The 20,199-nt window shown below is 32.3% G+C and carries 20 protein-coding genes; 11 read left to right on the top strand and 9 right to left on the bottom strand.

All coding sequences use genetic code 11. The features are described 5' to 3' along the window. From PNO30_RS05250 to PNO30_RS05235, 4 genes are all read right to left on the bottom strand, one after another. Positions 1–3,772, bottom strand: a 3,772-nt coding sequence (locus tag PNO30_RS05250; protein WP_271987411.1) for a DUF1542 domain-containing protein, incomplete at its 3' end; no start/stop codon positions are given. A 604-nt stretch (positions 3,773–4,376) separates the two neighbouring features. After that, a complete protein-coding gene (locus tag PNO30_RS05245; protein ID WP_271987410.1) occupies positions 4,377–5,507 on the bottom strand; it encodes a nucleotidyltransferase family protein in 1,131 nt (376 codons plus the stop codon). 97 nt (positions 5,508–5,604) lie between these two features. Next, positions 5,605–6,204: a sarcalumenin gene (locus PNO30_RS05240; protein ID WP_271965474.1), complete on the bottom strand. Its 600-nt coding sequence runs from the start codon at positions 6,202–6,204 to the stop codon at positions 5,605–5,607. Between the two features lie 146 nt (positions 6,205–6,350). Next, entirely contained in the window at positions 6,351–6,929 is a 579-nt protein-coding gene (locus tag PNO30_RS05235) for a hypothetical protein (RefSeq protein WP_271987409.1), read from the bottom strand. 221 nt (positions 6,930–7,150) lie between these two features. Between PNO30_RS05235 and PNO30_RS05230 the strand changes: the two genes are divergently transcribed. The 4 genes from PNO30_RS05230 to PNO30_RS05220 are packed head-to-tail and all read left to right on the top strand — an operon-like array spanning position 7,151 to position 8,478. After that, positions 7,151–7,345 carry a hypothetical protein gene (locus PNO30_RS05230; RefSeq protein ID WP_271965472.1) on the top strand — a complete coding sequence of 65 codons (195 nt, stop codon included), beginning with the start codon at positions 7,151–7,153 and terminating at the stop codon, positions 7,343–7,345. A 20-nt stretch (positions 7,346–7,365) separates the two neighbouring features. After that, on the top strand, positions 7,366–7,578 hold the full coding sequence (locus tag PNO30_RS05225; protein ID WP_271965470.1) for a DUF2922 domain-containing protein: 213 nt from the start codon (positions 7,366–7,368) through the stop codon (positions 7,576–7,578). A gap of 40 nt (positions 7,579–7,618) precedes the next feature. Continuing rightward, the gene (locus tag PNO30_RS08985; protein ID WP_102169899.1) at positions 7,619–7,780 is read left to right on the top strand and encodes a YvrJ family protein; all 162 of its coding nucleotides are present in this window, start codon (positions 7,619–7,621) and stop codon (positions 7,778–7,780) included. Between the two features lie 23 nt (positions 7,781–7,803). After that, a complete protein-coding gene (locus tag PNO30_RS05220; protein ID WP_271987407.1) occupies positions 7,804–8,478 on the top strand; it encodes a CHAP domain-containing protein in 675 nt (224 codons plus the stop codon). A 159-nt stretch (positions 8,479–8,637) separates the two neighbouring features. Here PNO30_RS05220 and PNO30_RS05215 read toward each other — a convergent pair whose 3' ends face one another. Then, positions 8,638–9,813: a LysM peptidoglycan-binding domain-containing protein gene (locus PNO30_RS05215; RefSeq protein WP_271987406.1), complete on the bottom strand. Its 1,176-nt coding sequence runs from the start codon at positions 9,811–9,813 to the stop codon at positions 8,638–8,640. A 339-nt stretch (positions 9,814–10,152) separates the two neighbouring features. Between PNO30_RS05215 and PNO30_RS05210 the strand changes: the two genes are divergently transcribed. Continuing rightward, positions 10,153–10,881, top strand: a complete 729-nt coding sequence (locus tag PNO30_RS05210) for a cytochrome c biogenesis CcdA family protein (RefSeq protein ID WP_271987405.1) — start codon at positions 10,153–10,155, stop codon at positions 10,879–10,881. A gap of 29 nt (positions 10,882–10,910) precedes the next feature. Further along, complete coding sequence (locus PNO30_RS05205) at positions 10,911–11,489, top strand: TlpA family protein disulfide reductase (protein ID WP_271965466.1); 579 nt, start codon at positions 10,911–10,913, stop codon at positions 11,487–11,489. A gap of 113 nt (positions 11,490–11,602) precedes the next feature. Here the strand turns inward: PNO30_RS05205 and PNO30_RS05200 are convergent, their stop codons facing one another. The 4 genes from PNO30_RS05200 to manA form a co-directional block, all read right to left on the bottom strand. Continuing rightward, entirely contained in the window at positions 11,603–12,415 is an 813-nt protein-coding gene (locus PNO30_RS05200; RefSeq protein WP_271987404.1) for an acetylxylan esterase, read from the bottom strand. 181 nt (positions 12,416–12,596) lie between these two features. Beyond that, a complete protein-coding gene (locus PNO30_RS05195; RefSeq protein WP_271987403.1) occupies positions 12,597–14,150 on the bottom strand; it encodes a sodium:solute symporter in 1,554 nt (517 codons plus the stop codon). A 125-nt stretch (positions 14,151–14,275) separates the two neighbouring features. Continuing rightward, the gene (locus PNO30_RS05190) at positions 14,276–15,154 is read right to left on the bottom strand and encodes an N-acetylneuraminate lyase (protein WP_003147455.1); all 879 of its coding nucleotides are present in this window, start codon (positions 15,152–15,154) and stop codon (positions 14,276–14,278) included. A gap of 464 nt (positions 15,155–15,618) precedes the next feature. Further along, positions 15,619–16,566, bottom strand: a complete 948-nt coding sequence (gene manA, locus PNO30_RS05185; RefSeq protein WP_271987401.1) for a mannose-6-phosphate isomerase, class I — start codon at positions 16,564–16,566, stop codon at positions 15,619–15,621. Between the two features lie 197 nt (positions 16,567–16,763). On the opposite strand from manA, the gene PNO30_RS05180 reads away from it, so the two are divergent. The 5 genes from PNO30_RS05180 to PNO30_RS05160 all read left to right on the top strand — a co-directional run bounded on the left by PNO30_RS05180 (position 16,764) and on the right by PNO30_RS05160 (position 20,184). After that, complete coding sequence (locus PNO30_RS05180) at positions 16,764–17,627, top strand: ROK family protein (protein ID WP_271965461.1); 864 nt, start codon at positions 16,764–16,766, stop codon at positions 17,625–17,627. A gap of 117 nt (positions 17,628–17,744) precedes the next feature. Next, on the top strand, positions 17,745–17,927 hold the full coding sequence (locus tag PNO30_RS05175; protein WP_204641269.1) for a hypothetical protein: 183 nt from the start codon (positions 17,745–17,747) through the stop codon (positions 17,925–17,927). Beyond that, the gene (locus tag PNO30_RS05170) at positions 17,920–18,531 is read left to right on the top strand and encodes a Fic/DOC family protein (RefSeq protein WP_204641270.1); all 612 of its coding nucleotides are present in this window, start codon (positions 17,920–17,922) and stop codon (positions 18,529–18,531) included. Before PNO30_RS05175 ends, PNO30_RS05170 begins: the two co-directional genes overlap by 8 nt. Positions 18,532–18,761: 230 nt before the next feature. Then, entirely contained in the window at positions 18,762–19,466 is a 705-nt protein-coding gene (locus tag PNO30_RS05165) for a GntR family transcriptional regulator (protein WP_003147452.1), read from the top strand. A gap of 19 nt (positions 19,467–19,485) precedes the next feature. Further along, positions 19,486–20,184, top strand: coding sequence for an N-acetylmannosamine-6-phosphate 2-epimerase (locus PNO30_RS05160; protein ID WP_271987398.1), 699 nt, complete (start codon positions 19,486–19,488; stop codon positions 20,182–20,184). Positions 20,185–20,199: the final 15 nt, after the last annotated feature.

Below are 20,199 nucleotides of genomic sequence, written 5' to 3'. Positions count from 1 at the left end.
CTCCGTCATTTTTAGCTTGAGTTACTGCATCATTTGTTGTCACGTTATCTATCGCTTGTTTTGCTGCATCTGCTTTTGCTTTCGCATCAGCTTTCGCTGCAGTTTTCTCTTCATCTGTTAAGTCTGTACGGGCGTCAATTGCGTCGTTTTTAGCTTTAAGCGCATATTCTATTGCTTGCTTCGCTGCTGGTTTAGCTTGCGCTGTTGGATTTACATTGTTTACTGATGTTGCTCCATCAGCTTTAGCTTGTTCTACCGCTTCGTTTGTTGTCGCATTGTCGATTGCTGTTTTCGCTGCATCTGCTTTCGCTCTCGCATCTTCCTTAGCTTTTGCTTTCTCTTCCGCTGTTAAGTCGTTGTTTGCGTCGATTGTATCGTTCTTAGCCTTAAGTGCGTCTTCTATTGCTTGCTTCGCTGCTGGCTTAGCTTGCGCTGTTGGATTTACCGAATCCACTGATGTAGCTCCATCATTTTTAGCTTGAGTTACTGCATCATTTGTTGTTACATTATCGATTGCTGTTTTCGCTGCATCAGCTTTGGCTTTCGCGTCAGCTTTCGCTGCAGTTTTTTCTTCGTCTGTTAAGTCTGTACGTGCGTCTATCGCGTCATTTTTAGCTTTTAATGCATCATCTATTGCTTTCTTCGCTGCTGGCTTAGCTTGTGCTGTTGGATTTACTGAATCGACTGATGTTGCTCCGTTATTTTTAGCTTGAGTTACTGCATCGTTTGTTGTTGCTTTATCAATTGCTTGCTTCGCTGCATCGGCTTTGTCTTTTGCATCAGCTTTCGCCGCAGTTTTTTCTTCATCTGTTAAGTCTGCACGTGCATCGATTGCTGCTTCTTTTGCTTTTAACGCTTCATCAACTGCATTTTTTGCATCATTTTTCTTTTGACTTGCTTGTGGATTGACACTCTCCACATCAACAACACCTGATGTTTTAGCACTGTCTACAGTTGCATTTGTTGTCGCATTGTCGATTGCTGCTTTTGCTGCAGTTGCTCTTGCTTGTGCATCTGCTTTCGCTGCTTTTTTCTCTTCAGCTGTTAAGTCCGCACGAGCATCAAGTTGAGCTTCTTTCGCTTTAAGGGCTTCGTCGATTGCCTTTTTAGCCGCTGGTTTTGCCGTCGCTGTTGGTGTTACTGAACTTACACTCGTTGTTCCCGCCGTTTTAGCTGAGTCTACAGCTGCGTTTGTTGTTGCATTGTCGATTGCTGTTTTCGCTGCAGTGGATTTTGCCTGTGCATCTGCTTTTGCTGCATTCTTCTCTTCTGTCGTTAAATCATTATTCGCATCAATTGCCGCTTCTTTCTCTCTTAAAGCTGTGTCAATAGCTACTTTTGCTGTATCTTTCTTCATTGCTACAGGATTATCATTGCCAATCGCTATTGTTCCTGAGGTTTTCGCATTGTCTAATGCTGATTTTGTCGTTACCGAGTTATCGTTAATTGCTGTTAAAGCTTTCATCTTATCGGCATTAACTTTTTCGATTGCAGCCACTTTTTCTTCTGCAGTTGCGTTTGCATTTGAATTAATTTCCGCAATTTTATTGTCTGCAGCTGTATTAATTGCATCAATTGCAGGTTGTTTATTTAAACTTACATATTCTGATAAAGGTTTTGTGTCAGTTGAACCATCTTTATATGTCACAACAAGATTTCCACTAGCATCTTTTGTAATCGTAGAAATTCTTGTTGCCTGATTTTCTACAGCCTGCCCTCTCTTACTTGTAAGATTTGCATCATCATTAGTTTGAGAGTATTCGATTTTTACTTTTTCTTTAATTTTTTCAAATTCTTCTGCAGTTACATTCGTAGGGTCTACTACATTTACCTTACCTTCTGGTGCTTTAATATCATATTTTTTTGTTTGGTTTTTTACTACAAATTCAACATATCCCTCTATTTTTTGACGTTCAGCTGGATTAGTAGTTGCATTAATTCTTCCGTTGAAAGGTGCACTTTCTCCGTTGTTGTCGTCTTTTGCAACGATAATACTTGTCCATTTTTGACCATCTCTTAAGCTAGTAGTTCCAGTCATTTTAATCGTAGCAGTTTTCTTATTTTCAGAAACAGAACCTTCCCCACTAGTGACTGTACTATCAACGATATTCCCTACCGCTAAACCAAAACTAGTTGCATTATTGTAGTTTATATCACCAGGACCACGAAGTTTTAAGTCTTTAATCTTAGATTCATCTGTTGCAGTGAATGTTAGATCTGTTTCTTCTCCAGAATATATATAAATATTTCTATTCGCTTCGTTTGAATATGGCAGATTAACAGTCGGAGGAGTATTTTTTCTAACTATCTCTCCTACTGGTTTTGTCTTCGTAGAACCGTCTGTAAATGTAACAACGATATTATTCCCAACTATACTAACCGATTGGATAACATCCTCAGGATGTTCTACCAATGTTCCACGCTTATCAGCAAGCCTTGCATCTTCATTGTTTTGTGAATATTCTAATTGAATGCTATCTTTGATTTTCTTTAAATCTTCTGCTGTTGGATTTGTTAAACTACTTACAGAAATCTTTTCATCTGTAGGTTGAGATCTTAATGCATATTTTTTTGCTTGTGATTTTAACACTAAGTAGAAATACCCTGGATCCGTTATATCCGTACCTTTTTTAAGATTTTCTCTACCTTGATCATCTACTACTTGTATATAACGAGTACCAACATTTAATGTTTGGTTTTCTTGTTTTGTATACTGTGGCATATTTTTTAGTACATCATTTGGACGACCTGTAATGACGATTTTCGCAGGATTCTCCTTGCTAGCGTCTGAGGTAACTCCAGCTATTTCATCACGGTTTATTACTGTAGCAGTAAATCCAAACTGTATATCTAGCTGATCAGTAGTATCAGGAACATTAGCAAATTTATTTCTAGACCCTTGTTTTATCGTTGCATAACGAATCTTTCCTGTTTCAGAATACACTGGTATTTCTAAACGAAAATTTTCTTCGTTATATATATATATTTCTTTTTTTGAAGGAATCGAGAATGTGAAATCTACCTTTGGATCTTGATTAATAGCCGCACGGAATGCAGTATTCTTCGCTATCTCTTTTCCAGTACGTGGGTCTTTAGAACCTGTATTTTCAATTGAGTTAGTCTCTACTTTTTTCTCTGTATCTTCTACTTTTTTCCCTACAGTTTCATTCGAAGTTATAGACTTAACCGCTGGAGTTTCTTTTTTCTCGACTGGTTTGTTTCTCAATTTTGAGTTAACAGAAACCACTAATTTTTGATATGCTTTAGTTAATTCGTCTTGTGTTGTTGCACTTTCTAAAGTTGCTTTTGCCGAATTTAAGTCAACTATTAAATTAGCTACGCTCTCTTCTGTCTTATTTGCATACGCTCCACTTGAAATCTTTCCTTCAATTTCACTAATAAAGCTTGATAATTGTATTTTATCTAATGCTTTTGCAGGCTCTTTCTCGGCTTCTTTTTCAGTTTCCTTTACTCCTAATTTTGCCGCTACACCTGCCGCTACTTCCTCTTTTGTAGCTTCTTTTACAACTGGTTTAGCAACTACTTTTTCAGAGACAGCGCCACCTAATGTCGCATCCTCATTTTTTGAATTATCTGCTGTTGTGTTTTTTGAAACTTCTTCACCGGCTTGTGCCACTGCTCCAGCACCAAAAAAGATACTTGCACCTATCACTACTGATGCAGTACCTACTTTAAATTTTTTAATCGAGTAAGTTTCTACTTTTGTTCCTTCTTTTGTTTTCTTTAAATATTGGTTGTTTTTTCCTATCACCGATGCATCCCTCCTTAAAATTTTTTCTGCTTCGACTTAACTGACTTTTCCCTTTATTTAAAAGAATAATAAAGCATAGCCCAGTACGCACTACTATCCTATTTTATAATAATTATTCTATAACTAATATCTTATCAATTTCCAAAAATTTTTTCAAACTATAACCACTCATAAATAGTATAATATATATTAAATTATAAAATATATTTCCCGTTGTAAGAAAAACAAAATTATCCTTAACATTATTACTTTATATTCTTTATAAAAACCATCTTAAAAGAATCATAAAACCACATTTACTATAACTTCTTCATTTCTTATTTTTGTAACTTTTTTCTAGGAAATTCAACCTTTTCTTTACTTCTTACATACTTGTTTATATAAATCATATAATTCAAAAAATATTTCTCAATTATAGTTTTTCTAAAATAATCATTATTAATTCAATATAAAATATTATAATATAATCACATTAATTTTAGTTAAAGTTTATATGTAAACTAATGTTAATTTTTTGGAATTTACATAGATTAAACTTTAATTATCCATAACAAAAAAGGGATGACTTAACAAAATTAATTTTGTCAAGCCATCCCTTTAAAAATCAATCTATTATTTGTATATTTTCTCTAAAAATATCTTTCTTACTGAACAGCAATTCATATATTCTAGCTACTTTAATATCATGTTCAAAATTCATACTATTTTTACTATTCAGAAGTGGGTGAAGAATAATTTTACCCTCTCTATTAATTTCTCTAATAATCGCTGCTTTATTCTTTTTCACAGCTAGCACTCTAAAATTATTAGTAGAAAAATACTTTTTATAATCTTCTTTTGTAGTATTTGTTAGAATATGAAGTAAAGCCCTCTGAATTTTTTTATTGCTATACCTTTTTGTAGCTATTAAATTTACTAAATCACTATAATTCTCTACCTTAAGCGAAGCTTCATAAATTCTATTTTCTAATCCTTCACTAACATCATAAATCTTCTCTATTCCCACTTTACCTAGGGTTAAAATTTTGTATTTTAAATACGGAAATAACTCTGCTTCAGCTGCCATATTTTCTTTTCTCAAATCAGCAAACATTTCTTTTGAAAGATATTTTTCTATCTTTTCATCATTTATATTATTCCTTATAGCCGTCGCACTAAGATGCACTTGTTCAGAAACATCACCACTATTTAACCCTTGACCTTCTCTTTTTACAGGAATCAGTTTAATATCTAAATCCGCTTCTCTAATAGCTTTATAATAACTATACGCTAAACTAAAATTCGGATTATTATTTTCCAATCCAAATAATACACTATTGATTTTAGCATGATTAAGGCCAGTTTTTAATAATTTTTTATATTCTTCTCTATTTTTATTTTGCTGTTTTGTGTAAATTTCTTCAAACATACTTACATCTTCATTTTCAGTACCAAAGATTAAATGAGTTATCCCAGCACCAGACAATATCTCTATACTCTTTTTTGCAAAGTCGTCACCATATGCAACACTGCCTAGATAAGGTAGTGCAATAACCATATCACAACCACTTCTCACAGCCTCCTTAGCACGAGTATATCCGTCTACTATCGCAACTTCTCCCCTTTGAGTGAAAAATTCACTCATCACACAAATGACTTCTCCATTATTTTCATCAGCTATTTTTCTTGCACATTCTATTAAATATCTATGTCCACTATGCAATGGATTAAATTCTGCAACTATTCCAATTTTCATTTTTTCACCTCACTTTTTACTATCTTTGTGTAAATATAAAGATAGCGAGTTTTTCACTTAATACTTTAAAATACTAAGTAATTCCCTCGCTTTTTCACTATTCTTTATCTTTGTTTTTCTCAGTGTCCTCTGTTGGACTAGACACTATTTTCTCAACACTATTATCTTCAAATATATCTACAGTCCAACCTACCAAACTTCCATCTTTTGCAGTAACCTTACTTATAGAAAACTGTCTAGGTTTTTTATCTCCTTCTGTTAGTTTATTAACCTCTTGTTTCCCAAAATCTAAGGCTTCTTTTTGAGATTTAAAGACTTTACCCGTAGTTCCAACACCTTCTGAATCTGAAAGTTTTTTCCCGTTATAATCTTGGATCTTGGTGTTTCTTTGAGATTCATTACCACTGTTTCTTACTATATTTTTTTCTCTATTTTTTATGGTTTTATTATCATTATTATTAGATTCAGCATCTTTCGATTTAGAGTTTTCTTCTTTTTTCACCTCTGTAGATTGGTTATTACCTTCATTATATTTATTATCTTTTGTCTGTTCCACCTGTTCTTGTTTATTTTCACTTTGTGATGAATCCTTTTTCTGAACAGGTTCCTCCTTACCAAAATAACTGATTGTTAAAAAAATAATAATTGCAATAATACATGATAAAATGCTATATATCATAATCTTATTTTTTTTCATAATTTCCATATCCTCTTTTATACTTACCCTATATTATACCACTTATTATAATATTTTGCTAAAATAAACAGATATTTATTCTCTCTTTTTTACGCATAATAAAAGCACAGTCTTTAATATATTCCTAAAGACTGTGCTTTTAAATTCTAACCTTCTTTAATATTTACAACAAATTCACCTTTGTTATTTCTGTCTACAGTATAACTATAGTGTTTTTTATTTTCTTTTGCTAATCTAGCTATTTCATCATTAGCATATTTTTTAGCATCAGCTGAACTACCATATGTTCCTTGTGATGATGTATTACTAGAAGTTGAACTACTATTATTCTCTTTATTATCAGTGTTTACTTCTTCTTTCTTAGTAGTATTATTACTATTTGAAGCAGTATTGCTGTTGTTAGTTGGTCTATTACTTACAGATCCGTTATTGTCACTTGACTTGTTGCTTTCTGATTTAGGAGTACTTGAAGAAGATGAACTATTACCATCATTAGAATCTTTATTTTCTCTGTATTTCTCCTCATCACTTTTCTCTTTTGACTTAGATTTAGAATCCTCTTTATCTTTAGTTTTCGATGAAGATACATCTGTAGTATCATTATCCTTTTTCTTACTCGAACTATCTCCACCAGTGAAATAACTTATCCCTATGAACAGCGCACTACATAAGAATATAGCTAATACTATACCCCATAATACTTTCAACAATCTATTATCTTTCATTATATTCCCCTCCTTCGTTACTAATATATTATAATACTATTTCTAGTATATTTCCACTACTTTTTTATTATACTCTATTCAAATTAAATTGTACTTAAAACTTAAACTAAAACTAATATTTAGAAAATAAAATTATTTTTTGACAATTTATAGCTAGTTATTTCGGTAAGTATAATGTCAGAGGCCAAAGACAAATAACAAACAACAAAGGAGATTTCAAAATGAGTATATTAAAAAAAGTTTTACATTTAAACTATGGTGAAGAGAAAAACCAAAAACAAGTTATTAAAAGTTATAACTTTGAGGTTGCTCCAAACACTGAGGACAACATTTTAAAAGAGGTTGGGGAAGAATTAAAAAAACTTATCGATAAAAATATTGATACTATTACTACCAACACAAAAGAAGCACTATAATTTAGGAGGAAAAACACATTATGGAGAAAAAATTAAATATTTATTTCAATACAGAAAATAAAAAAACTTATCACATCGCTTTATCACATCCAAAAGAAAATTTAAGTAAAGCTACTGTTGAGGCTGTTGCTCAAAAAATTGTTGATACAAAAGTATTTAACAACGACAAACATACTCTAACAGGTTTTAAAAAAGCTACTTACGTTACACGTGAAGCAAGCGAACTTCAATAATAGAAGGGAGGGAGGTGCGGTTAATTCCGCACCTTTTTTTATGGATATATTAAATTTCATTAATACTGTAGGCTTTCCTATATTTGTTGCGGTATTCTTTTTATTAAAATTAGACAACACTCTACAAAACATAGGAAAAAATTTAAATGAACTTACTCGTATTATCGAAACAAAATTAAATCTAGATATTAATAACAAATAACACAAACAAGGGGAGTAAATATTATGACAAGTCAACAAACAATGGTAAATTGGGCTAAAGATAATGTATATAAATGGATTGACATGGATGGCATGTACGGAGCACAATGCGTCGATCTTACTATGGCCTACGTAAAAAACTTTGCAAACTTTCAAATATACGGCAACGCTATAGATTATCTAACTAACACTATACCTCCTAGTTGGAAAAGATATTATAAAGGGGATGCAGAAATAGCTCCTGGAGACATAGCAATCTGGCATTGGGGAGATTGGGATAAATATGGACATGTAGGAATAGTCATTGAGGTAAATGGTAGTACTATTACCTCTGTAGAACAAAATGTTGATGGTACTCCAGAACGTGGAGGTATCGCTCGTATCATGAGCCGTGATGATACTTATCTAGTTGGATTCATAAGACCTAGCTACGATTCTAGTGAAGAATGGACTAGAATCCCTGAAAATGGTTATTTCACCGTAGAAGTTCCTTCAATAAATGTTAGGGTTAAACCAAGTAAACTAGGGAAAATTGTTAATACATATTATAAGGGAGAACGAGTATACTATGATAGCTATGTAATAAAAGAAGGTTTTGTTTGGATTAGCTACATATCCTACTCAAAAGAGCGTCATTACTTAGCTACAGGAACTCATGATGGATCTAAAAGAACTAGTACCTGGGGAACTTTTGAATAATTATTTTTAAATTTATTTCTTACTTACAGATTTGAATAATTTAATCGGACTGATACTATCCATCGGTCCGATTTCTTAATGCATATATTTGAATAATCAGACTGTATAAAATAAAAAAGCGACTGGAAAATTCCAATCACTTTTCATTATATTTTCTAATTATTTAACGCGGATGTATACTGCTCCACCAGCTACGTTTGCAGAGTTAAGTACCGTTTGATTACCTAACCATCCACCGTGAACTGCTTGACCGTTACCAGCATAAACTGCGATGTGAGCCATTCCTAATCCACCATTTGCATAATAGATTAAATCTCCAGGTTGAGCTTGTGATGCTGGAACTACAGTCCCTAAACTCATGTATCCTATTGGCCAGTCGTGGAAGTTAATTCCTACTGCTTTAAGAGCGTTTGTTACTAGCATTGTACAGTCTTGATATCTACCTAATTGAGCTAATGCTGCTTGGTAAATTGCTGCTCCTTTGTTTGAAGAAGCCGCTTGAGTAGTTGCCGCTGCTGCTGGTGCTGCTGGTTTTGCTGCTACACTTGGTGCTGCTGTTGCTACTGTTGTTTCTTTCTTAACTTCTGCTTTTGGCGCTGCTGCTGGAGTTTCTTTCTTAACTTCTGCTTTTGGCGCTGCTGCTGGAGTTTCTTTTTTAACTTCTGCTTTTGGTGCCGCTGCTGGAGTTTCTTTTTTAACCTCTGCTTTTGGCGCTGCTGCTGGAGTTTCTTTTTTAACTTCTGTTTTTGGCGCTGCTGCTGGAGTTTCTTTTTTAACTTCTGCTTTTGGTGTAGCTACTGCTGTTACTGCTGGTTTAGCAGGTACAGTTTGAACTGGGTCTACTTTAGCTACTGTTTTTTCTGTAGTGTTTTCTACTACAGTTGCTTTAGCCACAGTGTTTTCAGCTTTAGCTACTGTTACTTCAGCTTTAGCTGCTGCGTTTTCACTTACTTTTAATACTGTTCCAACATAAATTAAGTTAGGATTGTCAATGTTGTTTAATTTAACAAGTTGATCTACTGAAACACCAAATCTATTAGAGATTTTTCCTAAAGTATCTCCTAATACTACTGTGTAGTAACCTTCTTCTTTAGCTTGAGCTACTTGAGCTACTGTTGTGTTGTAAGTTAATTTATCCCCAGGGAAAATTAATGAACTTGTTAAGTTGTTATCTTGCATAAGTTGATCAACAGTTGTTCCGTTGTTGATTGCGATATCCCAAAGAGTATCACCTTTTTTTACTGTATATGTATCTGCATCAGCGATTTGTGATAAACCAACACCTACTGTTGATACGATTGCCGTAGCGGCTACTAATTTTTGTAATTTACTCATCTATTCTAATCTCCTTAAAATTAAGTTCGAGTCAAGCGACTCATTTTCTACTAAGTTCTATTTAAATTTCTATTTTCTAATGTTTATGTCTAATTTCTAACGTCTAGATTTTCTTTCGAATCACTTCGATTGCTTTATAACTTCGACGTAATACCATTATATGTTGAATGTATCGTTTTTTCAATACTTGTAACAGTTTTGTAACAATAACGATAACTCTCTGTTACATTATATTATTATCGTAATATTAATTCTTTTATGAAGCAATTTAATTGCATTTGAAACGTTTTTATAATATAGTAAATCTGTAATTTTAAATTTTATTTTTAGGGAGGTTATATGACAGATTTTAATACAGCTAGTTCGGGCTTAAAGATGGGCCTTGTCTTTTTAGAAGGACTTTTATCTTTTCTTTCTCCTTGCGTAATACCTATATTGCCAATCTATATCGGTATTCTTGCCGGAAAAAAAGAAATGAATGAACACGGAGAACTAGTCTTTAATAAACGTAACACTATTACAAATACACTATCATTCGTTCTTGGTATTTGTTCAACTTTCTTCATCCTAGCTTTTGCAACTAGTTTTATCAGTATTTTCTTAAACGAAAACATTAAAACTTTACAAATTATTAGTGGTGTCTTAATTATTTTTATGGGACTATTACAACTAGGTGTCTTCAAAATAGGATTTTTAAAACAAGAATTTTCAATAAAAAATAAAGTTAAGAGAAAAGGAAATAAAACTACTCCTATTCTTGCTTTTCTAATGGGATTCACCTTTAGCTTTTCTTGGACTCCATGTATTGGACCAATCTTAGCTAGTGTTTTCTTATATGCATCTAGTCACACTGGAATAATGAGTGTTCTTCTAATTCTTGCTTATTGCTTAGGATTTATCTTACCATTCATCCTTGTAGCATTCTTCGCTTCAAAATTATTAGAACTATTCAAAAAACATACAAACATTCTAAAATACACACAAGTTATCTCAGGAATTATCCTTATTTTAATAGGTATTCTAATTCTAAGTGGATCATTTATCACTTTAACTAGATACTTTTCTTAAACTTGTAATTTGAATTGGAGGAAATTAATATGAAAAAATTGACAATACTTAGCGCAACTCTTCTTAGTAGTGCTCTTATTTTAAGTGCATGCTCAAGCTCTTCTGAAAAGAAAGAAGAGACAAATAAACAAACTTCTACATCTTCATCTAGTGAAACTAAAGCTACTCAAGCTTTTGATTTTACAGCAATGGATAAAGATGGAAAAACTGTAAAACTTAGTGATTTTAAAGGTAAAAAAGTCTATATTAACATGTGGGCAAGCTGGTGTGGACCTTGTATGAGAGAAATCCCAGAATTAGAAAAAGTTTATCAAAAATATAAAGATAATAAAGATATCGTCTTTCTATCAATGACTTCTCCTAATGATGCAGAATTTAAAAACCAAAGTCCTCAGGATAAAAGTAAAGATGTAATTCTTAAAAAAGCAAAAGAACTTGGTGCAACTTATCCTGTTCTTTTCGATGTTAACGACCGCTTCATCATAAACTACGCAATTCGTTCATTCCCTACTCACATTTTAATCAATAGTGATGGTACATTTGAAACTAGAATTGCTGGGGGCGTTACTGAAGAATCACTAACTAAAGAAATAGAAAAACTTAAATAATATAAATATCCGAATCTATTACGTTACAAACTATCTCAAGCCTAACCCTTGCGATTGTGTAACTATTAGATTCGGATTTTATTTTATATGTAGATCCATTATTAATTCATATCCTAGTTTATCATCCACCCTTCAATTAGTTTCTCATGAATATTTAAATCTTCATACTCAAAAACTGTAACTTTCTTTCGTTTAAATAAACTAGCTAACTTTTTATGAATAACAATATTTCGCTCATCATCTAAACTCGAATAACCAAAATAAATCTCCGCTTCAACATCCTCTGCATAATTTAACACATCAATTTTTTCTAACATCTCTAATAAGTAGTCCTCTTTTTCAGGATAATTACGATTATATTCTCGAATACCATCATAAACTCCTACATCAAGATTATTATCAAAAATAAATTTGAAATCTGTATTTTGCACATTAGAAATAAATAAATTTTGGACTTTTTTACCAACGGCAGCTGTGACAATACCGATAGCAGCCCCCTGACCTTTAGCAACAATCGTCACTTGCAAATCCGGAAACTCCCTCTTAAAAACATTCACTAAATCTATCCCATCTTGATAAGCATAATTATAATATAAATCATCCTCACTATTATTATTTAAAAATGGGAAATATATTGAAGCTGATTGCTTATTTTCACTTCTTCCTCTATCTCCCCTCACATGAAGCGAGCCACAACTATAACCTAAAACACAATATTTCATAAGATTTACCTCGCTACTCGGCACTTCCTCATAATCTGGAATTTCTAATATTATCCCTTTATTATTAGCTTTTTTCATAACAAGTTCGGTATGAATTTTTGAATTATCTATGGCATCAAATTCAATCGACAATAATTGCATCTCTGCATAATCTTTTAAAATACTAACCTTATAATTTAATTCTCGTTCTCTCTCTAATTTCATTCTCTCACCTTCCTGGCCCTATATTTCAATACAATTATACCTCAATAAAGTTTAGAAAAACAATATCCTAACTCACTATCTCAAGATTCCAATAAACCATCATAAAAAGAATAATCCTCGACTTTTATATCGAGGATTGTTCTTCGTAAGTTTGTTATATTATATTTAAGGTCTTTACTTATTATTTTGCTTCTTTTACGTATTCTTGATCTTTAGTATGAATAGTAAGTCCAGTGATATTTTTTGTAGATTTAAAGAAGAAACTACAGATATATCCGAATACTAATGCACTTAAGAATGAGAATCCTGAGAAGATAAATGGACTTTGTTTAGCATAAGTTGTATAGTCTTGGATATACCAACATACAACACCTGCTACTAATAATCCTAATAGTGCTCCTGCTCCGTTTGCACGTTTAGTAAAGATACCAAGTGCGAATGTACCAGCTAAAGGCACTCCTAGAAGTCCGATATATTTAAGGAATAAATCCCAAGTTTCTTTTTGGTTAGTGTTAACAAAGTATAATGCTGCAATTGTTCCAAGTACACCTGCTACAATAATGATAACACGAGCTAATAGAACGTCTTGTTTAGCATCTTTACTTAGTCCGAAGAAACGTTGTTTAATATCAACTGTGATACAAGCAGAAATTGAGTTTAAACTTGATGCGATAGTTGATTGAGCAGCTGCTAAGATAGCTGCGATAACTAATCCAGCGATACCAGCTGGTAATGCTGTTAAGATGAAGTAAGGTACTAAAGCTGTTGTGTTAGCTGCTTTACCTACTACTTCAGCGTTCATGAAGTCTGGTAATTTAGTTACAGCGTGGCTACCTTTGTAGAAGCTGTAAAGAACTGTTCCCATTCCATAGAAAATTGGAATAGAGATGAATGCTAATAATCCATTAGTCCAAAGTGATTTATTAGTTTCTTTAACTGATTCAGTAGTACTATAACGTTGAACTACGTCTTGAGAAGCTGTATATTGTTGTAAACTGTTAAATACTGATCCAATGAAGATGATTGGAATAGTAGATGCAGTTAATGACCAATTAAATTTCTCAGCAGTTACAATTTTACCATTTGCTAAAGCATCTTGAGTAATTTGTCCAAATCCACCTACGTGGTATGCTCCTAAGATGATTACTAAAACAGCTCCTCCAAGTAAAATGATACCTTGGATAACGTCTGTCCAGATAACTCCTTCTACCCCTCCTAAGAATGAGTAAACTACACAAAGTAATCCGATAACCGCACACACTAAGAATGGGTTAAGTGTCGATACTGATGTAATAGCAACTGTTGGTAAGTAAATAACGATAGCTACACGTCCAATATGGAATAGTGAGAATAACACACTTCCTACTACACGCACACTAGGATTAAAACGTTCTTCTAAATATTCATAGGCTGTCGTTACATTTAATTTTCTAAAGAATGGAACATAGTAGTGAATTAATATCGGAATAATCGCGATAATTGAAAAATTCCCTGCTGCATATGTCCAGTCACCGTTAAATGCTTTTTCCGGTGTCGCCATAAATGTAATGGCTGATAATGTTGTTGCATAAATTGAGAATCCTACTGCCCAAGATGGAATATTACCACCAGCTTTAAAGAATTCGTCCGTGCTTTCACCTGCTTTTTTAGTGAAATATACCCCTATACCTAGCATAGCTATTAGATAAACTGCTAAAACTATACTATTCAGTGTACCAAATCCTATTTTGTCCATGGTACTCTCCTCCTAATTTTTATTTACTTCTTATTTTGGGAGCGACCCAAAAAATCGTAATTTCAGAGAAATCGATTTTTCAAGTCAGTCCCTTATCCCTAATATACCCCTTATTTTTTTAAAAATTATAGGTTATAATCTTTAACTAATTTTTCAACTTCAGCTAATTTAGCTGGATCAAATGATTTCATAGGTTTTTTACAAGTTCCTGCATCGATTCCTTTAACTTTAAGAATTTCTTTAAGTGTTTGGTATAATCCTAATTCAAGAACTTTTTCAATTACGTCGTTTGCTTCATGTTGAAGTTCATAAGCTTCTGCAACTTTACCTTCTTTAGCAAGTCTGAAGATTTCTTGGCTTCTTTGTCCGTTAACATTGTATGTAGAACCAATAGCTCCATCTACTCCAGTAATAGCAGCTTGAACTAACATTTCATCAAATCCAGACCAAATAAGTTTGTTAGGGAAACGTTTTCTGAATCTTTCTAATTGATAGAAGTCTGCTGCAGTGTATTTAACACCGATAACTTTTTCATCTTCTAGTAATTCAGCAAATTGATCTAAACTAATTTTAACCCCTGTTAAGAATGGAATGTAGTAAAGAATCATGCTGTTATCTGTTGCATCGATGATTGTTTTATAGTAGTGTTTAATTTCGTTGAATGATAGAGGGTAGTAGAATGGAGTAACTGCTGATAATGAGTCATATCCTAATTCTGTAGCATATTTAGCTAATTCTACCGCTTCATTTAAATCTAAAGATCCAACTTGAGCTATAAGTTTAACTCTGTCACCAACTACTTCTTTTACAAATTTAAAAATTTGTTTCTTTTGAGCAGTGTTTAATAAGAAGTTCTCCCCACTACTTCCGTTAACATATAGACCATCAATTTTACTTACATTGATGTTATGTTCGATAACTTGTCTTAGCCCCTCTTCTTTAACCTCACCATTTTCGTCAAATGGAATAAGTAAAGCTGAATAAAGTCCTTTTAAATCTTTCATTGTTATAACCTCCGTTATTTGTTTTTATTATTTTAATTTTTGCATTTATTTAACACATTAAATTTTAACACACTTATATTGTAAAACGTTTTCTATCGTTTGTCAATAGAAAAAATTAAAATTATAATATTTTTTGAAACCCTTTTACCTATTAACCTTTAGGCTGTATACAATATAATTCAATCATTGTTACTGTTGAGTTGTTTTATACATTATTTATCTAGTATTTGTCTAGTCTTCCACCATCTATTTAATACATTAAACTTTTAAATACAAAAAAGGAGCTACTCAAAAATCATAATTTCAAAGAAATCGATTTATCGAGTCACTCCCGCTAAGTTTATTAGATATTAAAACTTTCTTTAAATATCAGTAAATTCCTGCGTCTATGCGCTCTTATATAATTTTTTTTAGGACTTTTGGATCAGTCACTTTAATTTAAGATTCATATTCTTTAGAACATTCTATCTATCATAGCTTCCGATTAGGAACATATTTCCTTCTAATGTATATGAAGAACAAGCTGTTGTTAGAATAAAGCTATCTCCTATTTTTACATCATAGCTAGTTCCATCAATTACTACTCTACCTTTACCTTCAAGAACTGTGAATAAATTCCCCGTAGTAGTTTTTTCTAGAGTAACCTGACCTTTAACATCTATCTTATAAACAGAAAAATACTTCTCATCTGCTAAATATGTTATAGTAGCTCCTTCTAATTTCTCTTCTTTAGGATTTGTCGTAGCTTTTTCGAAAGGAACTTTGGTTACATCTTTTGTTTTTTCTATATGCAGTTCACGAGCATTTCCCTCTTTATCAACACGATCATAATCGTAAACTCTATATGTTGTATCAGAGTTCTGTTGCACTTCATAAATTAAAATTCCTTCTCCAATCGCATGAAGAGTCCCCGCTGGAATATAGAAGAAATCCCCTGCTTTTACACTTTCCTCAATAAATAATTCATTCCATTGTTCCGTATCTATCTTACTATCAAACTCTTCTTTTGTTTTAGCAGTATGTCCATATACTAATTTCGCACCTTCTTTAGCATCTAACACATACCAACATTCAGTCTTACCTAGCTCTCCATTCTCATTTACTCGCGCATAGTCATCTTCAGGATGCACTTGAACCGACAAATTATCACTAGCATCTAAGATCTTAATCAATAATGGAAACTTATCATAAATTTTTTCTGTAAATAACGTAGGCTTTTTCTCGTAAGCCTCTTTTAGTGTCAATCCTGCTAGCTGTCCATTTATTATTTTTGAACTTCCATTATCATGAGCTGCAATCACCCATGCTTCTCCAATATTTCCTTGTGGAATAGAAAAATTAAAACTTTCTAAATTGCGTCCTCCCCATATTCTTTCACAAAATACAGGCTCTAAAAATATAATTTTATCCATTTTCTTCTCCTTATATTATATAACTACGATTTAATTATACACCAAGTAGACTACTTTATATAGCAGATGCCTTATATTTTTTTCAATAACTTATTTTCAAAAAACCGTTTTTATGGTAATATATCGTTGTAAAGAAATTTAAAAAAATTAACAAAAATCAAAGATTGATATGTCTTTATTTAGAAAGTAGGTATAATATGTATTTAGGAATTGATATTGGTGGGACAAGTATAAAATTTGCTGTGTTTGATGACAACTACAAAATCATTCACTACGAAACTTGCAAAACACCTGACAACGTAACTGTAAAAATTACTGATGAGATGTTCAGAATAGCAAGCAAAATCCGTGAAACTTACAACTTCTCTGCAGCAGGAATTTCTGCAGCAGGAGTTATCGATAATGTACACATGGAAGTAATCCGTGCCGCTCCAACTATTAAAAACTACCTTGGAACTAACTTCAAACGTGACTTTGGAGATAGACTAGGTATTCCAGTATATGCTGACAACGACGTTAACTGTGCTTTACTTGGTGAACAATGGCTTGGTGGAGCTAAAGGGCTAGATGAAGTATTCTGTATGGCTTTAGGAACTGGAATCGGTGGTGCTTACTACTTAAACAGCCTTCCTTTCGGGTCTAACTTCGGTGTAGGGGAAATCGGACAATCTGTTTATGATTTCGATACTAAAACTACATACGAACAACGTGCTTCTACTATCGCATTAGATAGAAAAATTAAAGCTGAGATGTACGAAGGCCTAAGCGTTATCGAATTCTTCGATCTTTGTAAACGCGAAGATACTAGCGCATTAAAAGTGCTAGACGAATGGTTATTTGAACTTGCTCGTGGTATTGTTAACTTACTATGTATCTTAGATCCAAAATACATCGTAATCGGTGGTGCCGTATCTGCTCAAGGTGATTACTTATTAAACAAACTTGAAGCTAAAGTACGTGAACTACACCCAATCGAAAATAACCAAACTAAATTCCTAGCAGCTGAATTAGGAAATGATGCAGCTCTATACGGAGCTATCAGCCCATTTGTAGAAAAATAAAATATTAAAACTTATCCCCTCTTTACCTAAAAAGTAAGGAGGGGCTTTATTTTTATTGTATTCCAATAGCTAATAATATATAATAAAAGTGAGAAACATTATTAAGGAGACATGATTATGAATTTAGACCTAAACGAAAATGAATTAACTATCATGGGAATCAAATTTGATAATATTAAAGATTTTAAAAGCGTCTGGTATGCCCTTAGTACAAACATCATTGAAGGATGGACACCGTCATCCAACGATGTTCTCGAATTAAAGAATAAACTTACTTCAATTTCAAAAAAACATGAGTAGAAATAAATACGAAGAATATACATATATAGATTATGATAATATCTATACCTATCCAGACACTAATATCCTTATAAACAAATTTAATGAAAAATCATTAGAATCGTTAAAAAAGAAAGAATACTCTCTAGTGGCTAACAAAATACTAGAATTATACCTTCAACCTATCTTAGTTCATTCTATATCTGATATTTATAAAATACATAAATTTTTATTCTCAGACATATATTGGTGGGCTGGACAATATAGAAAAGTTAACATTTCTAAAAATAATAAACCCTTTATCCCTATTCAATCTTTTCCCACAGCTGAGAACTATATTAATTATCTAATTTCAAATTATCATAGAAATGCTCATAGCAAAGAAGAAATTTCTAGTGAACTAGCTAATATTTTAGATAACCTTAATTACTTTCATCCGTTTAGAGAAGGAAATGGACGCACCCAAAGAGAGGTAATTCGTGTCTTGGCATTAATGAAGAATTACGAAGCTATAATCAATGTTGGAACAGATGATAATATATACAACCTCTATATGGACGGCACTGTATACAGCGATAAAACTAAATTAAAAATTCTATTTGACAATATCCTAAAAAAAATATAATAGGTTATTAAAACTTATCCCCTCTTTACCTAAAAAGTAAGGAGGGGCTTGTTTTTTCATCAATATCTCTCTAATTCTAATACTCCAACTTATGCAACCGTTTAAATTTTTTCTAATATTATTAAAATTTTTCTTTACAAAGTTCAGGATAAGTGATAATATAAGTTTAAGTTAACACATTAAATTTTAATAAGTCTATTTTTATATTAATTAATCAAGGAGGAGTCAACTTGAAAAAATACGAAAAGATTATAAATGACATCATTTTAAAAATACAGACTGGTATTTTTAAAGAAGGTGAACAACTCTATACAGAAAAAGAGATAAAAGAAATATATAATGTTAGTAGTACTACTGCCGTGCGTGTACTAAATGAATTAGAGTCTGCAGGTTATATTTTCAGAATTCAAGGTAAAGGAAGTTTTGTTAATAAAACATTAGTTAACAAAAAAGTTCTAGTTACAGAAAATAACAACTTCCACAAACACTTTAAAGAATCAGTATCTGAGCACTCTGAAGTTATCGAAGCTGAGATTATTCAAGATAAAGAACTTTGTTCTAAATTAAAATTAAAAAATCAAAAACTTCTAAAAGTAGCTCGTATAAAATATATCGGTAATATCGCATGGGCTCACCAAACTAACTATATTCCAATTAAATATTTACCTGACGTTAATATTAATGATATAGATAGTTTCAAAGAGCTTGCTACTATGATTAGAAAAAAATATCGTATAGATATTCACCAAGAAAAATCTAAAAAAATTATGAATGTTATAGTTGATACTCCTGAAGAAATTGCCAAGTTTATCGCAAAAGATGGTGAACCATGTTTTGAATTCGATAGGTACACTTACTTCGGTGACGGCAAAATTTTTGAATATGTAAAAATATATATAAATTATAAATACTACAGCTTAACCATTAAAGATTAAGCTCTGATTGGAGTTAACTATGGATAAAAAAGAAAGAATCTTAAACCAAATAAAAGGTGGCATTATCGTTTCTTGCCAAGCATTACCTGGAGAACCACTATATGTTGAAGAAGGTGGCATCATGAAACTTATGGCACTAGCTGCTAAAGAAGCTGGAGCCGTTGGTATTCGTGCACAAGGTGTTACAGATATAGTTCAAATTAAAGAAACAGTAGACTTACCTGTTATCGGAATTATCAAACAAAGTTATGAAGGTATGTCTCAATTCATCACAGCAACTATGAAAGAAGTAGACGCCCTTGTAGAAACAGGTTGTGAAATCATTGCCTTAGACTGTACTTTACGCCCTCGTTTCGATGGAACAACAATTAATGATTTTGTTGCAGAAATCAAAGCTAAATATCCTGATATTATTTTAATGGCTGATATCGCTACTTTCGAAGAAGGTGTAAATGCAGAAAAAATAGGTGTTGATTTTGTAGGAACTACCTTAAGTGGTTACACAGAAAATACAAAAGATAGACCAAATGAAGTAGATTTAGATCTTATCAAAAAATTATCTGAAACTATTTCTGTTCCAATCATAGCTGAAGGACGCATCCACTACCCTAATCAAGCTAAAGCAGCTTATGATGCAGGCGCATCCAGCGTAGTAGTAGGTGGAGCTATTACCCGTCCAAAAGAAATAGCAGCTAGATTTATCGATGCAGTGAAATAAACAAAAAGTTCTAAT

This window comes from Gemella haemolysans (assembly GCF_028308085.1).
Taxonomy (GTDB): Bacteria; Bacillota; Bacilli; order Staphylococcales; family Gemellaceae; genus Gemella; species Gemella haemolysans_D.
The sequence above is the reverse complement of the archived record's forward strand: the minus strand, read 5'-3'. Positions and strand labels throughout refer to the sequence as shown.